The 15,240-nt window shown below is 65.9% G+C and carries 14 protein-coding genes; 7 read left to right on the forward strand and 7 right to left on the reverse strand.

What is annotated here, in order from left to right; translation table 11 throughout:
- Nucleotides 1-98 precede the first annotated feature (98 nt).
- On the reverse strand, nt 99-5,009 hold the full coding sequence (locus RQI43_RS20230; protein WP_311276384.1) for a malto-oligosyltrehalose synthase: 4,911 nt from the start codon (nt 5,007-5,009) through the stop codon (nt 99-101).
- Entirely contained in the window at nt 5,006-6,811 is a 1,806-nt protein-coding gene (treZ, locus tag RQI43_RS20235) for a malto-oligosyltrehalose trehalohydrolase (protein ID WP_311276385.1), read from the reverse strand. Before treZ ends, RQI43_RS20230 begins: the two co-directional genes overlap by 4 nt.
- A 285-nt stretch (nt 6,812-7,096) precedes the next feature.
- Between treZ and RQI43_RS20240 the strand changes: the two genes are divergently transcribed.
- On the forward strand, nt 7,097-7,582 hold the full coding sequence (locus RQI43_RS20240) for a YidB family protein (protein ID WP_311276386.1): 486 nt from the start codon (nt 7,097-7,099) through the stop codon (nt 7,580-7,582).
- 48 nt (nt 7,583-7,630) lie between these two features.
- On the opposite strand, the gene mgtE is transcribed toward RQI43_RS20240, so the two are convergent.
- Nucleotides 7,631-9,001, reverse strand: a complete 1,371-nt coding sequence (mgtE, locus tag RQI43_RS20245; protein ID WP_056429265.1) for a magnesium transporter — start codon at nt 8,999-9,001, stop codon at nt 7,631-7,633.
- Between the two features lie 528 nt (nt 9,002-9,529).
- Here mgtE and pqqA (RQI43_RS20250) point away from each other — a divergent pair.
- The 6 genes from pqqA (RQI43_RS20250) (at nt 9,530) to RQI43_RS20275 (ending at nt 11,874) form a co-directional block, all read left to right on the forward strand.
- The gene (gene pqqA / locus RQI43_RS20250) at nt 9,530-9,619 is read left to right on the forward strand and encodes a pyrroloquinoline quinone precursor peptide PqqA (protein WP_056429267.1); all 90 of its coding nucleotides are present in this window, start codon (nt 9,530-9,532) and stop codon (nt 9,617-9,619) included.
- A 63-nt stretch (nt 9,620-9,682) separates the two neighbouring features.
- Nucleotides 9,683-9,772: a pyrroloquinoline quinone precursor peptide PqqA gene (gene pqqA / locus RQI43_RS20255; RefSeq protein WP_018042171.1), complete on the forward strand. Its 90-nt coding sequence runs from the start codon at nt 9,683-9,685 to the stop codon at nt 9,770-9,772.
- Between the two features lie 282 nt (nt 9,773-10,054).
- Entirely contained in the window at nt 10,055-10,318 is a 264-nt protein-coding gene (locus RQI43_RS20260) for a hypothetical protein (protein ID WP_056429269.1), read from the forward strand.
- A gap of 531 nt (nt 10,319-10,849) precedes the next feature.
- On the forward strand, nt 10,850-11,200 hold the full coding sequence (locus RQI43_RS20265; RefSeq protein WP_056429271.1) for a hypothetical protein: 351 nt from the start codon (nt 10,850-10,852) through the stop codon (nt 11,198-11,200).
- Nucleotides 11,201-11,207: 7 nt separating this feature from the next.
- Nucleotides 11,208-11,558 (forward strand): 4-fold beta flower protein, encoded by a 351-nt coding sequence (locus tag RQI43_RS20270; protein WP_207411641.1) that lies wholly within the window; start codon nt 11,208-11,210, stop codon nt 11,556-11,558.
- 91 nt (nt 11,559-11,649) lie between these two features.
- Nucleotides 11,650-11,874, forward strand: coding sequence for a hypothetical protein (locus RQI43_RS20275; RefSeq protein WP_056429276.1), 225 nt, complete (start codon nt 11,650-11,652; stop codon nt 11,872-11,874).
- A gap of 433 nt (nt 11,875-12,307) precedes the next feature.
- Here RQI43_RS20275 and RQI43_RS20280 read toward each other — a convergent pair whose 3' ends face one another.
- The 4 genes from RQI43_RS20280 to RQI43_RS20295 form a co-directional block, all read right to left on the reverse strand.
- The gene (locus tag RQI43_RS20280) at nt 12,308-12,784 is read right to left on the reverse strand and encodes a hypothetical protein (RefSeq protein WP_311276387.1); all 477 of its coding nucleotides are present in this window, start codon (nt 12,782-12,784) and stop codon (nt 12,308-12,310) included.
- A gap of 188 nt (nt 12,785-12,972) precedes the next feature.
- A complete protein-coding gene (gene ldtR, locus RQI43_RS20285; RefSeq protein ID WP_056429280.1) occupies nt 12,973-13,485 on the reverse strand; it encodes a transcriptional regulator LdtR in 513 nt (170 codons plus the stop codon).
- Nucleotides 13,486-13,648: 163 nt separating this feature from the next.
- Nucleotides 13,649-14,116: a DUF6163 family protein gene (locus RQI43_RS20290; protein ID WP_056454291.1), complete on the reverse strand. Its 468-nt coding sequence runs from the start codon at nt 14,114-14,116 to the stop codon at nt 13,649-13,651.
- Nucleotides 14,113-15,189, reverse strand: a complete 1,077-nt coding sequence (locus RQI43_RS20295) for an enoyl-CoA hydratase/isomerase family protein (RefSeq protein ID WP_311276388.1) — start codon at nt 15,187-15,189, stop codon at nt 14,113-14,115. The genes RQI43_RS20290 and RQI43_RS20295 overlap by 4 nt, the downstream gene beginning before the upstream one ends.
- Between the last annotated feature and the right edge of the window lie 51 nt (nt 15,190-15,240).

The raw sequence follows: 15,240 nt of genomic DNA on the forward strand, positions 1-15,240 counted from the left end.
CCCGAAGGAGCCTCCCGCGCGGCGGCGGGTGAGGTGGGGATGGGCGGTCCCCGTCGAGGACCGCCCTTCAGGGTTCGGCTGCCGTCCCGAACTCGGGCTCAGGCGGTCCGCTTCAGGACTGCGTAGGGCAAACGCGCGAACAACCGGCCGAGATCGACCGATGTTCCCTCCGGCTGCACCTCGGCCCCCGACATCAGGTCGACCCAGCGGCTCTCCGCCGGCACCGGCAAGGTGGTGCCGGAGAAGGCCTCGCCCGACCATGCCGCATCGCCGACGAGGCCGGAGACGAGTCGCGGCACGGCGACGAGAAGGTCGCCCTCTCCGCTTGTGGCATCGGACCGTGTGAATGCGATGACATGGGCGCTCAACCGGCCTTCTGCGGTCACCGCAAGATGGTCGGCATCCGCGTAGAAGCTGGGTCGCTCCGCACGGTCGGCAAGGAGGCGCGCCAACGTCGCCTGCTTGACTCGCCCGTCCGGCCAGTGATCGATCAAGCCGGCGATGTCGGCGCTCCCGTTCAGGGCTTCGGCACGGGCCGTATAATCCACGGGGCGACGGTTATCCGGGTCCACGAAGGAGAAGTCCCAGAATTCCGTCCCCTGGTACACGTCGGGCAAGCCCGGAAGCGTGGCCTTCAGCACCGTCCGGCCGAGGCCTGCGACCATGCCGAGATGGGCGAGCCGGAGCGCGATCGGACGCATGAGCGTCATGAACTTCGCGCCCGGCGCGATCAAGCCGGCGAAGAACCGCTTGACCGCCGCCTCGTACTGCTCGTCCACATTGACCCAGCTCGACCGGCGCTTGCCCTCGCGAAGGGCCTTTTCAGAGTACGCGTCGAGACGTTCGCGGAATTCCGCGATGGCGGCCTCGTCGTCCCGCTCCAGCAATTCGAGCGGCCAGGCGCCGAGGATGGCCTGCAGGAACATCCACTGATCGTTGGCGTCGGGCGCGGGGCCCTCCTCCATGGCGGTGAGATGGGTCCGGGCCGATTGGCCGAGGATGGTCCAGGCCTCGGCCCACACCTCCGGGATCTCGGATAGGGCGAGGAGGCGCGAGCGGGCATCCTCGCCGCGCTTGGTGTCGTGGGTCGCCGTGGTGATCATGGCGTTCGGCCAGTCGCGGGCCCGCGCCGCCTGGAGCGCGTGGAAATGCTCCAGATCGATCCCGTATTCGCCCGGATCGCCGCCGACCTCATTGAGGGCGAGGAGTTCCGAGAACCGGTAGAACAGCGTGTCTTCCAGGCTTTTCGCCATGACCGGCCCGGTCAGCTGCTGGAACCGGCGGCGGAACCGCAGGATGACGGCGGGATCGGGCCGCCCCGGCCCGCCGGAATCGACCCGCCCCAGCAGGGCCTGCGAGGCGAAATCGTGGACCGACCTGTCCGGCAGGGCGCTCCAGCGCTTGGCCTTGGCCACCGCGCCCTCGATCAGGCGGATATCTTCACCCTCGACGTCGCTCTCGTCGAGATCGCCCGGCAGATAGGAGCGGTAGGTGGGAAAGCGCGCGATGATCTCGATCAGCGCGCGGCGGATGGCGTTCACCGAGAAGTCGCGCGTGCGCCGGTCCGCATCGGCGATCCGCTTCAAGTCGGCGGTGAGCACTTCGAGCTCGCTGGCGAAGCTGATCTCGAGGATCTCGGCCTTGGCCGCCCGGAGCTGCGCCTTGTAGGGGTCGTCCATGCCGGTGGCCCAGCGATAGAACCGGGTGATCCTGGTGTGCTTCTCCTGATCCACCAGGATTCCGTCGAGCTGGTTCAGCACGTCGTAGCCGGTGGTTCCGGCGACGGGCCAGGGCCGCAGCTTCTCGCCGGGTTCGAGGATCTTCTCGACCACGACGTAGAAGCCCGGGCCGACAGCGCTCTGCAGGGCGCGCGCATAACCCTGCGGGTCGGCGAGACCGTCGATATGGTCGATCCGCAGCCCGTCGATCCGCCCCTCGGAGATGAGGCGGAACACCGTCTCGTGCGAGCGGTGGAAGATGTCGGATTTCTCCACGCGCAGGCCCGCGAGGCCGTTAACGTCGAAGAAGCGACGGTAGTTGATGTCGCTCGCCGCCACGCGCCAATGGGCGAGACGGTAGGATTGCTGCTCGAGGAGCCGGTGGAGCGGCCCGAAACTGTCGGGCCTTCCCTCGAAACCGTTGAGCAGGGTCAGCGTGCGGTCGATGGCCTTGGCGATGGCCGGCGAGGCCTCCACCGCGTCGGCGAGCCGGCGCTTGAGGCCGTCGGCCTCCTCCGGGAAGCCCCGGCGGCGCTCCGCATTCGTCTCTTCGCTCATGAGACGCAGCCGCTCGGAGACGGCGAGAACTTCTGCCGCCGCGTCGTCGCCGATCTCGCCATGCGCCGCCAGGGCGCGGTTGAGGATCGAGGGATATTGCAGCGGGCAGATCGGGAATTGATGCTCGTAATGCCAGACGCTGAAGGCGCCGGCGGCGGCATCGTATTTCAGGTCGAGGGTGCCGTGTTCGAGGGCCTCGCCATAGCGATCGCCCAGGAACGGGATGACGAGGTTGTTGCGCGCGCCCTGGCGCTGCCAGTCGATGTCGAAGGCATGCGAGAGCGGCGAGAGATCGCCCCATTCGAGAACGGAGAGCCACCACGGATTGTCGGCCCCGCCGACGCCCATATGGTTCGGCACGATGTCGAGGAGCAGCTTCAGGCCGTGCCGCTGCATCACGTCGGAGAAGTGGACGAAGCCCTCCTCGCCGCCGAGTTCCGGATTGATCGTCGAATGGTCGACGATGTCGTAGCCATGGGTCGAGCCGGGCCGCGCCTTCTGGATCGGCGAAGCATAGACGTGGCTGATGCCGAGTTTCGCCAAATACGGCACGATCTGCTCGGCATCGGCGAAGGTGAAGTCCTTGTGGAATTGCAGCCGGTAGGTGGCGCGCGGCGGCGGCGAGGCGAGACGCGCCGCCCCCGAACGGGGGCCGCGTTCCTCGGCCGACAGCGCGGCGGCGAGCTTTGCCAGCGGACCGCCCTGCGCCGCGATGGCCTCCAGGCTCCGGTCGAGCTTGCGCCGCCAGTTCGGATAGCCCTCCGTCGAGCCCGGCACGTTGGCCTGGCTCAGTTCCGAGATGACGTCCTCGTATTGCACCGCCGTCAGCATCGAGGGCGCCCGCGCGAGGTAGCGTGCCGCTGCTTCGAACGGCGCCGTCTCGGGCACGTCGTAGCTCGGCAGCAATTGCTCGGAGGCCAGAGCCTCGGCGAGGCGGGCGCGCTCGGTGACGCGCTCGCGCCGCTCCGCTTCCGCCCGCTCGGCGTCGTAGAGGCCCAGCGCCTGGCGAGTGTCGGTATCGACGCCGCGCCACCAGCCGACGAAGGTCGGCAGGTCATGCGTGGTAATCGCGGTCAGCGCATCGCGCGGATAGGCGCCGGGTCCCTTGAACCGGCCGCCATGCTCGCGCTCGAAGGCGAGGATGCGGTAGCTCAGGATGCCGGCCTGCATCAGCGCGTCGGAGAAGCCCTCCGGCGCGGTGCCGAGGTCCTCGGCGATGACGAGGCATTTCGCCCGGTGGCTCTCCAGCCGCAGGACCGCGAGCATCGGCTCGAACGGCATGGCGACATAGGCCCCGTCCTTCGCCGATCCGGTGATCGGGATGAGGAAGAGCCGGGCGAGCTGGAACGCGTGGTCGATGCGGATCGCACCGGCATGGCGCATGTTCGCCTGGACCAGAGCGCGGAACGCCGCGAGCCCGTTGCGCTCCATTTCGAGGGGGTGGAAGGCCGGCAGGCCCCAATCCTGGCCCTTGGGCGCCAGTAGATCGGGCGGCGCACCGATGGAGACACCATTGGCGAAGCGCTCAGGATGCGACCAGACTTCCGACCCGCCGCGATCGGCGCCGACGGCGAGGTCGCGGTAGAGGCCGAGCCGCATCCCGCTTTCGAGGGCGGCCTTCGACGCATCGGCCAATTGGCGATCGGCGAGGTATTGCAGCCAGATATGGTAGGTGACGGCCTCGGCATGGGCCATCGCGAACGCCTCCACGGCCGGTGTCCCGGCGCGGCGCATCTCCTCCGGCCAGTCGCCGGACCAATAGGCGCCAAGCGCCTTGTAATGGGCGGACAGGGCCTCGAACGTCCCGTGGGCTTCGAGATCCGCCCCGCCCTCCTCGCGGAAGGCCGAGAAGGCGGGGTCCTGCCCCGCGCGAGCCGGGGATTCCTGCCAGAACGCCTCCAGCACGGGGGACAGCACGCCCCAGATGCCGGGATGGTCCACCAGGGTCGCGGCCTGAAGACCGGCGATGTCGGTCGCCTTGTCCGCCAGTAGCGCGGCGGCACGCGAATTGGTGAAACCGGGCAACGCGCCGGGTTCGATGAACAGGGTCTCTAAGAACAATCGCGAGGACGGCGAATAGGGCGAGATCTTGCCGCGGTCCGATTCGAACAGCGCATGGACCGGGCTCAGGCCCAGGAACGAGGCACCGCGAATGCCGGCATCGCGCGCGGCGCGGCCCGCATCGGCGTAGCTGCCGATGCCGAGGTTGTGCGGCGAGCGCAGGCCGTAGAGCTGCGCGGCGAGGCCCCAATCCCGCGCGCCCTCGTCGGCATAGGCGGCGGGGCGCCAGCAGCGCTGCGGCGCGGAGATGACCCAGGCTTCCGATTTCCGCTCGCCGAGCGCCACGGTGAGCCGGTGGTAGCCCGGCGTCAGGGGCGGCAACTCGATACGGGGTTCGCCAGCGCCGGTGATCGACGCCCTCCCCTCCCGCGCGAGGCCGCGCTCGTCGACGAGGCGCCACGACACGGCGCCGTGCGCCTCCGCGGCCTGAAGCGGGATCGTGGAGGCACGCCTCGCTTCGACCGGGTTCAGAGACGGGACGAGCCCGAGCCGGACGGATTCGACCTCGGCGAGGCTGCTCGCGATCACGTCGTCGTTGCTCGCCGGGAAGCCCAGGGCGGCGACCATGCCGCGCCGAGTTTCGATATCGGTCGCCACGGGCTGGCCGAACGCGTCGGTATAGCCGGATGCGATGCCGAGGAGGTCGGCCAGGCGTTCGAGATCGCGGCTCATCGGGCGGCTCCCGTCAGCACGATACCCGTCCAGGTGGGAAGCTCGATCTCGCTGCCCGTATGACCGTTCGACCAGATCACCTGACCTCCATGGGAATCGACGGCGAGGGGATCCGCGCCGAAATTGGCGACGAAGCGCAGGGTGCCCCCCGCATAGCGCCACGTCACGTCGAGGGAATCCGGGGACGGCCGGGTCACGTCGGCCCCGAGATATTGCGTCTTCGTCAGGGGCACGACGGATTGGTGCCTGATCTGCAGCAGGTTGCGGGTGTCGGCCCAGACACCGCGATGGGGCTGCCGCTCCGGCTCGGACCAGTCGAGCTTCGAATCGAGGAAGGTCTGTTCCGCCGTGGGATCGGGGATCACCGACGTGTCATCCGCGAAGGCGGCGAAGCTCTTGAACTCGCGACGGCGCCCCTCGCGCACGGCCTTGTTGAGCTCCTCGTCCGGCGCGAAATCGACGAAGAACAGGAACGGCGTCGTGGCCGACCATTCCTCGCCCATCCACAGCATCGGAATCTGCGGAGCGAGCAGGAAGCCGGCCCTGGCCAGGCTGAGTTTGTCGGGGTCGCTGAGCGCGCTCAGGCGCTCGCCGAGCGCCCTGTTGCCGACCTGATCGTGGTTCTGGAGGAAGGTGACGAAGGCCGATGGCGGCAGATGGGAAGAGGGCTCGCCGCGCGGGTGGTTGTCGAGGCTCGGGAACGGCTCGCCCTGATAGGCGAAGCCTTCCGCGAGGCAGCGGGCGAGATGCTCCACCGGCTTGCCGGCGAAGCTGACATAATAGCCCGCATCCTCGCCGGTCAGCAGCACATGCCAGCAATGGTGGAGGTCGTCGGCCCATTGCGCCGTGTGCTGGAGCGGCTGGGCCTGATCGTCGCGTTCGAGCCAGCGGGCCTGGTTGGCCTCGTTCTCGAGAACGAGATGTATGTGCCGGCCAGGCAGGCGCGCGCGGATCGTCTCGGCGAGTTCACCGATGAAGTGCTTGGGCGAATCGTCCAGAATGGCGTGGACCGCGTCGAAGCGGATGCCGTCGAAATGGTATTCTTCCAGCCAGTAGAGCGCGTTCTCGATGAAGTAGTCGCGCACGACCTTGCCGCTGGTCTCGCCGTCGAAGTTGATGCCGGCGCCCCAGGGCGTCTGATGACGCTCGGTGAAGAAGGTCTTGGCATAGGCGTGGAGGTAATTCCCGGCCGGGCCGAAATGGTTGTAGACCGCGTCGAGGAACACCATCAGCCCGAGCGAATGGGCCTTGTCGATCAGGTGCTTGAGCTCGTCCGGGCGTCCGTAGACGGCGTCCGGCGCGTAGGGCAGCACGCCGTCATAGCCCCAGTTGCGGGTACCCTTGAAATCGGCGAGCGGCAGAAGCTCGATGGCGGTGACCCCGAGATGGGTCAGGTCCTCGAGCTTGGCCTCCAGGGCGGCGTAGGTGCCCTCCGGCGTGGCGGTGCCCACATGCAGCTCGTAGAGGACGGCCTCTTCCCAGGGGCGGCCGGTCCATTCGCCGTCGCTCCAGTCGAACGCCTTCGGGTCGATGACCTCGCTGAGGCCCGACACGTCGTCGGGCTGGAAGCGCGAGGCGGGATCCGGCACCACGAGGTCGCCGTCGATGCGGAACCCGTAGCGGGCACCCGGGCGGACGTCCGGCACGGTGGTGCGGCGCCAGCCTTCGCCGGCCTCTGGGATGGGATGCTCGGCCCCGTCGACCACGAGGGCGACGTCCTTGGCCGTGGGTGCCCAGAGGGCGAAGCGCACGCCGTCCGCCGCGATGGCGGCACCGAAGTTCATGTCGTGTGTGCGCCGCATCAGACCGCCATCTCGCTCATTGGGAAACCTCGCGGCGGAGTCGCACCCGCCTGCGGTGAGAAGGCTGTCCGCGGTGCTCTGGTTCCCTCACCGAACAGCTTCGCTTGCGACGTAATGCGCGGGTCGCGGCGGACAACCGCCGGGCAGAGAAGTTTTATGTGCAGCGCGCCATTGATCCATGATTGTGCCCGTTCCGGCGGCGCGATGCATCGGTAAGCGCCACATGCACGTTGATGAGCGTCGCCTCGCCGATCAGCTGGCGGCAAACCTCAAGGGAGACAGCGCATGAGCCGCGGATATCCGTCCATGACCGCCTTGCTGGGCCTGCTCGCCGTGGCGGGCTACCAGAACAGGGACAAGATCGCCGAGTTCCTGGGCGGTGCTTCGAACAAGAGCACGGCTCCGGGCACGCCGGGGGCCGTCACCGATGGCCAGAGCGGCCTCAATCAAAGCGGGCTTGGCGGCATCCTCGGCCAGCTGGGAAGCGCCCTCGGCGGTGCAGGAGCCGGCGGCCTCCTCGGCGGTGGCTTGAACGAACTCGTCGAGCGGTTCACCCAGAACGGCCACGGCGAGACGGCGTCGTCCTGGGTCAACCAGGGTCCGAACCAGGAAATCGCGCCGCAGAACCTCGAAAAGGCGATCGGCCCGGACATCCTGGCGACCCTCGCGCAGCAGACGGGACTGACCCGCGAGGAATTGCTGTCCCGCCTGTCGCGGGAATTGCCGCAGGCCGTCGACCGCTACACCCCCGACGGCCGCGTTCCGGCCTGAGGCGTCGTCTCCTCCCGGGCGCGCTCCGCCCGGGAGGATCGATGAGGGTCAGAGCAGCGTGCCGCGCAGGATCAGCATCGCCACCGAGAAGTAGATGACGAGGCCGGTGACATCGACGAGCGTCGCCACGAAGGGCGCCGAGGCCGTCGCCGGATCGAAGCCGAGGCGCTGGAGCACGAAGGGCAGCATCGATCCCGTCAGCGAACCGAAGGTGACGATCCCCACCAGGGCGGCCCCCACCGTCGCCGCCACCAGCATCCAGTGCTCGCCGTAATCGTAGAGCCCCGCCTTCTGCCAGACGACGATGCGAATGACACCGATCGTCCCCAGGATGGCGCCCAGCAGCAACCCGGTGGGCACTTCGCGCAGGGCCACCCGCCACCAGTCGCGCAGGCGGACCTCGTGGAGCGCCAGAGCGCGGATGAGGAGCGAGGTCGCCTGACTGCCCGAATTGCCGCCCGAACTCATGATGAGCGGGATGAACAGGGTGAGGACGATGGCCTTCTCCAGCTGCCCCTCGAACCCCTGCATCGCCGTGGCGGTCATCATCTCGCCGAGGAACAGGGCGCAGAGCCAGCCGGCGCGCTTCCGGATCATCGTGCCGAAGCCGATATCCATATAGGGCTCGGGCAGGGCCTCCATCCCGCCGAAGCGCTGCACGTCCTGGGTCTGCTTCTCGACCATGGCGTCGATCATGTCGTCCACCGTGACGATGCCGATGAGGTGGCCCACCGCATCCACCACCGGCAGGGCCAGCAGATCGTATTTCGAGATCAGCCGCGCCGCCTCCTCGCGGCTGGCGGTGGGCGAGACGGCGAGCGGCCGCCGGCCAGCGGCGACGCTGAGGACGTTGTCGTCGGGATTGCCGGAGATCAGCCGGCGCAGGGGCACGGCCTTCGTCAGCGCCTGGGTGCGCGGGTCGAGGACGAAGATCGCGTAGATCGTCTCGCGGGTCTTCTCCACGGTACGGACATGGTCGAGGGTCTGCTGCACCGTCCAGTTGCCCGGTACGCTGACGAATTCCGTGGTCATCAGCGAGCCCACGCTCTCCTCGCCATAGGCGCTGAGCCGGTCGATCGTGCCGCGCGTCTCCGCATCGAGGCGCGCCCTCAGATCGGAGCGGCCCGGCTCCTCGATCTCGCGGAACACGTCCGTCACCCGGTCCGCCGACATGCCGGACAGGTAGGACGCGACCCGGTCGCGCGGCAGCATCTCGATGATGTCGGCGGCGAGGTCGAGTTCCGGCTGGTCGAGCACCTCCACCGCCCGGTCATGGGGCAGCCCGAGCAGGATCGCGGCGGCGACCTCGGGCGCCTCCTCGTTCAGCGCCTCGACGATGTCGGGCGCGCGTTCGTCCGACAACCGGGCGGCCAGCACGGAGGGATCGATCTTGGTCGGGAAGGGGGCGATCTGGTTCATGGGCTCACCTCGGGGGAGGAGTGCGATCGGGCCGTGTTCGGCCGGATCGCGGTGAGCCGCGTGTGAACCCGTCAGGGCCTCAGGCGGTCAGAACGAAATCGGCCGGGCGGGCTGGATCGACGGGACTGTCGCTGGGCATGGATGGGGAATTCGGGCTCCAAAGCTTCCACCTGCGATGCGCACATGCGGATCGCCGAGGGGAAGCCGTCGGCGGCGCCCCCATGCGCTCCGCCACGGGGCGCGTCAAGATGAATTTCCTCCTGTCTTTCAGACCTATCGGCGGGATGGCCGGGACGGCCGTGGGAGCCGCCGTTTCGACGTTCGGAACGGGCGGCGCCGGGGCCGGGATCGCGCACCGACGGAGCACAATCCTGCATCATAGTTCCCTAAAGAAGGAAAATCGTCCTCTTATCGGGGAAAATTCGGCCCTTACGATCCATCATATGAAAAATATAAGTCTCGTGCCCGCTTGTATTGCGCCCAACTCATTGCTTATGTTGAGGGCGTCGGACACGAAGGAGTTCTGCCATGGCATGGTCTACCCCCGTTGTTCAGGAAATCTGCGTCGGCATGGAAGTCACCAGCTACGAGTCGGCGGAAATCGATCCCTTCAACTAAGGGATCGGCGCCCTCACGGGCCCGTGTCACCAAGCCTCATCACTACCAACCAGGAGAAACGTCATGACGTGGTCTGCCCCCATCGTTCAGGAAGTGTGCGTCGGCATGGAAGTTACCAGCTACGAGTCGGCTGAGATCGACACCTTCAACTAAGTCGATCGCGACCAAGTCGATCGCTCCCTGGAGCGGTTTGAAGGGGCGGCATTCCATCGGGAATGCCGCCTTTTTCGTGTTCGCTCGGGACAGGGGATCGGGTCGGTGCAGAGATCGTCAGTCATGTCACCCATCGGAATGTCGACGTCACTGGTCTCGCCGCAAGGGTGAACTTTACGAGACCGTTCCGTCGAGAACTCTGCTAGGATGGTCACTTCGGCTCATGAGATGGGGACACGTTCGGGTCCCTGCGGTGAACTCGTCATTCGAGAGAAACACCCCATGACCCACGAGATGCCAGCCATGGAATTCTCGGACCTCACAGGACGGGCGACCCAGGACGGCATCACGGTGACGGTGAACGTCTATCGCTTCGCCGGCACGCAGGATCGGTGGACACTCGAAGTCATCGATCAGACGGGTTGGTCGACGGTCTGGGCCACCACCTTCGCCTCCGACGAAGATGCCCTCGACGCATTCATCGAGGCCGCCGAGGAAGGTGACGGCATGCGCGCGTTCCTCGAACCGCCGCCGACCTTGCACTGACGCAGATCGATATCGGCCTTCCGCCGCCGCACGCGCCTACCGGCTTCGCACAGCGACTCAAACGCCGTTCGCTTCATCCAAGCTCTTCGACAATAGGGGCGACGGGTTCCCTCTGCTGCAAGGAGACGGTATTCACCCATCTACTTGTGCAGGCAAAACGCCTCCCTCTCCGCCTTGTGGGGAGAGGTCAGGAGTGGGGTGGCGCCGCTTGCCTCCGCAGCTTGAGGGTCGCCCAACCAGCCCCACCTCCACCCCACAAGCTCGACGGATCTCGGGCAGGCCCGAGATCCGCTGGGGAAGAGGGCTGCGCAACCTGCGAGATGTTTGAATATCGTAGCCCCCGCACCGCGAAATCTCGCGGCGTGGATGGCAGCGCCGCCCTGCCCCTCATGCCGACATTCGAGTGCCGGCCGAACAAAGTCCACGTCACACCCAAGGACGAACGCCCCCGCAGGGAACATCGCGCGTCGATGCATTCAGTCTCTGCGGGTGGACCACGTGCCATCACAACAATTGGAAAGTAGATCCATCATGAACCAACCCGACCTGCTCGCCGAGAACGTCTCCATCGCGGATCTCGCCGGCCGGAAAGCCGAGCGTCTGGAATATCTGAAAGGCGTCTACCTCAACATGGTCCCCGACCAGACGCGCAACCCGACGCTGCGTGTTCGCCTCAGCCGGGTCGGATCGAAAGTCCAGCCGCACTACCGGATCGAGAGCGACGACACCGATGGCCAGACCGTCATCTTGGGGGTCTATCAGGGCGACAAGCACAAGCCGCTCGCCAAGAGGCTGCACGACGATGACGGACCGACCTGGAGCAGCGAGACCATGAGCTACGTCGACCTCCGCACGCTACACAACAGCCAGATCGGGGTTTGAGCCGTCCATGATCGAGTTCTTCGACAGAGATGGCGGCGAGGCGGTTTTCTGCCACGACGGGCACTCGCTCTATCTCTGGAACGGCAAGGCCGCGGCTTTCATCCACGATGACAAGGTCTACGCCTATGACGGCCGCTTCATCGGCTGGGCGGATCGCGGCTGGATCTCGGACGAGGACGGAGCCTGCCTGCTCTTCGAACGGGACGCGGTGGGCGGCCCTCCCAAGCCCCAGCGGCAGGGGAAAACGACGCCCGGTCCGAGACGCCCGAAACCGGCACGGGCCGAAATGCAGCAGGCCCCGTCTCGTCCCGCCTCATTCGCGGCCTGGTCCCATCGCGTCTTTTCCGACCTGATCTGACCCTCGGCCGAACCCGTTCGCACGACCTCCCTCGCCACGTCGAACGGTGTGACGAGAGGGGTCGGGCGATGCCTGACGATAGGAAACTCGCATGACACTGACGAAGAAGCTGGCTCGCGTCCTCACCGACGAGACGGCGGGAGGCTATCGACTGACCATCGAGACCGTGGACGGGGAGATCTTCCGTATCCTCGCCACGGAGGATCAGGTGAACGACCTGATCGATGAACTCGATGAACTGGTCGGAGACGATGCCGACGACATTCCCGCTCTTTCCGAGGAGGAAGAGCGTGTCGGGGAGGAGCAGCCTTCGTAACGACGGGCCGAGCGTATGAATGCCCGGAGACGAATCCGGGTTGTTCCTGAACGTCGATGACGAGCGGGTTGGCTGTGCGCGCTCGCCGAGTTCCGTCATCTGTTCGGCGATGGCAGACTGATCGTCCCGGCCTAAGCCGGTGATCGAGGTGCTTCGCTCGACACTACACCGCGCCGGGAGAAACGACCGGTTTGGATACCCATACCGTCTTTCCGGGGCGCCGAAGGCGAGCCCGGAATCCAGAACCACCGAGCGTGTAATATATAACTCGCGTGGAGGCTCTGGATTCCGGGCTCCGCGATGCGGCCCCGGAATGACGGACTTGCATGCTCAGTGTCATGCCGAAACTCATCTATCCGAGTTCGAAACCCTGTAGCGCCCCCGACTATCGGTTAGCGCCAAAGCCCGTCATCCTGCTCATGGGACGTGGATTTCATTCTGTCGAGGCATCGGGGCCATATCGAGCAATGACCGCTTGCAGCTCCTGAACCTGTAATCTTTCGAAATCTTTCTCGAAAAAATTGTCCTCTTGGTACGCCGCGATGTACTGCCGGGCTTCTTCGTAATGAGGGATCTGAACCCGCCGCATAAGTTCCAGAAACTCTTTCATGTTGGCCACGCGCCTATAACCACTACTATTCGAAAATGAACCTTGATCTTCGACCATCTCCATGAGTCTGAGCAAGCCGTTCGGTCCAATAAGCCGGTTCATGTGCATGTTCGGCCGCCCGGAAGCGGCGTCGAATATGCTGTATGATTGAAAGCCTTCTGGTGTTGCTAACTGGTGGTGACAAATCCGAAATCCGGTTCGGCCGCCGTCTCTATGCCCAAGCCACTCTACCCAAGCGTCCTCAGGCGAGAAAATCACTTCGCGGCAGCTATCACAAAGCCATTGCCTGAGCGCCTTCATTGCACCTCCTACTATACCGCTTGGGGGTGGAAGCGTAACGACGATTCGGCAGGGTTCCAATCAAACTGTCGGTGAAAGCTCAGCATCGGAAAACGACCGGAAGACTGGCGCGCACCGGGCTGCCTCTTGCAGCGTCCGGCCACCCCGGTTCACACCTTGCTCTTGGCAATTCCCTACGTCCGCCAATGCTACAGCCGGTAGCGGATCTGGTCGGTCCAGAAGCGCTCGAGACGGCCCAGGGCGACGTTGAGGCGCCCGAAATCGTCGTCGGAGATGCCGCCGATCGGCTGGATGGTCCGGGCGTGCTTGTCGTAGAGGCCCTGGATGATGTCGTGGATGGACCGGCCCTTGTCGGTGAGGCTGATCCGGACCGAGCGGCGGTCGGTCTTCGACCGGGCGTGGTGGAGGTAGCCGGCCTCGACGAGCTTCTTGACGTTGTAGGAGACGTTGGAGCCGAGATAGTAGCCCTTCGTCCGCAGCTCGCTGGCCGTCAGTTCCTTGTCGCCGATGTTGTAGAGCAGCAGCGCCTGGACGCTGTTGACGTCCTCGCGGCCCCGGCGCTCGAACTCGTCCTTGATCACATCGAGCAGGCGGCGGTGGAGCCGTTCCACGAGATGCAGCGCTTCGAGATAGGATCCATGCACCGGGGTGGTCTCGGTGGAAGTATTGGTCTCGATCACCTTGGCGGACTGGGACTTCATCTGATTGCCTCGTCAGGGTTCTTGCTCGGGCGCCGTGGTGTTCGGCACCGCTTATGAAGCCAATTTACGAGTGACCGATGAAAGACGATTTAAGCGATAGGATGAATATGCGATTTACCTCTGTCGGTAAATGCAAAATGAAAGTAATCCAGTAAGGTGTTGTTTACCTGACCTCGCGAGCCGCAGCCCAAGACAAAGCGAAGTAGACCACAATGATACTTGCATGCGCAGCAAGGGACGGGACCGACATCGGCAGCAGATGCGGAGTGAGGATCGCCAGGGTGACGGCACTCGTGGCGGCCAACAACCAGACCACACCGCCCCAGGCGCTGGTCAGCCACATCCCGATCGCCGCCGTGAAGTCGATCACCGCGAAATAGACGATGACGGCTTGGCGGCCGAGGGGTTCGGCCTCGAAAGGACGGGCTCCGGGAAAGATATCGAGGATCGTCGCCCAGGTAGAGACGCCCTTTGCCAGCCAGAACATCGCCGTCAGGCGCATGAACCAGACCAGAACCACGTCCCAGCCCGTCTGCGGTGCACGCGGCGACCGCTCGATCCGGTCGCCGGCCATCTCGCTGGCGCGCCCGCGCCCGTCCCGCGTCGCACCGACCTTGGTCAGTCCCCTCATGATAAGATCCTTTCTGATCCATCGAATTTCGGCGCGTCGCCATCGGGCAGATCGGTGAAGGCCTCGGCGATCGCCGCCGGGTCCACCTCGGCCAGGGTCACGGGTCGCCAGTCCGGGCGGTTGTCCTTGTCCACGAGCACGGCGCGGACCCCTTCCCGGAAGTCGTGCCAGTGCATGGCGCGCATGGCCAGGCGATACTCCGCCTGGATCGCCTCGGCGAAATCCATGGCGAGGCCGCGGTTCATCTGTTCGTGGGCGATGCACAGGGAATGCGGGGAGCGCGTGCGCATCAATGCGGCGGTCTCGGTGGCGAAGGGCGACCCGTCCGAATCGAGCCTCGCCAGGATTTCGACGACGCTGCCGGCGGAGAAACAGGCCTCGATCGTACCGCCATGCGACGTGATCGGCCCAACCTCCTGAAAGGCGGTCGCGTGGCGGTCGAAAGCCCGTCCGATGACGCCACCTTCGGCCAGGTCATCCGTGATCGCGTCGAAGTTTTCCGCCGCCGAATGATGGGTGGCGAGCCCCAGAGCGAGGGCATCTCCGGCACCGATCCGGGCGCCGGTGAGGGCGAGATAATGTCCCGCGTAACCGGGCAGACGCGGCAGCGCATGAGTCATTCCCACATCCGGAAAGAACCCAATTCCCACTTCCGGCATCGCCAGCGCGTAGCGCTCCGAGGCGACCCGATGGCTGCCATGCAGGGACAGCCCGACTCCGCCGCCCATCACGATCCCCTCGATCAGGGCGATGTAGGGTTTGGTATAGCGCTTCACATAAGCGTTGAGGTGGTACTCGGCGAGCCAGAACTGCCTCACCTCCTCGTCCAGCCCCTGGCGCGCGAGGTCGTAGATCTGGCGGATGTCACCACCGGCGCAGAAGGCCCGGCCGCCCCGGCCACGGACGACTACGCGGGTGATCCTGTCGTCCCGCTCCCATTCGGCCAGGGCGCGATACATCGCCGTCGACATGGAGAAGGTGAGCGCATTCAGGGATTTAGGCCGATTCAGCGTGATGAGGCCAGCTTCGCCGCGCCGCTCGAACAGGATCTCCGGCTCGTCTGCGCCTGTCATCCATCGTCTCCGGTTGGCCTCCGGCGGGGGCTGTCTCGCCCCTCGGGGGGC

It is taken from the genome of Methylobacterium sp. WCS2018Hpa-22, from assembly GCF_031843785.1.
In the GTDB taxonomy this organism is placed as follows: Bacteria; Pseudomonadota; Alphaproteobacteria; order Rhizobiales; family Beijerinckiaceae; genus Methylobacterium.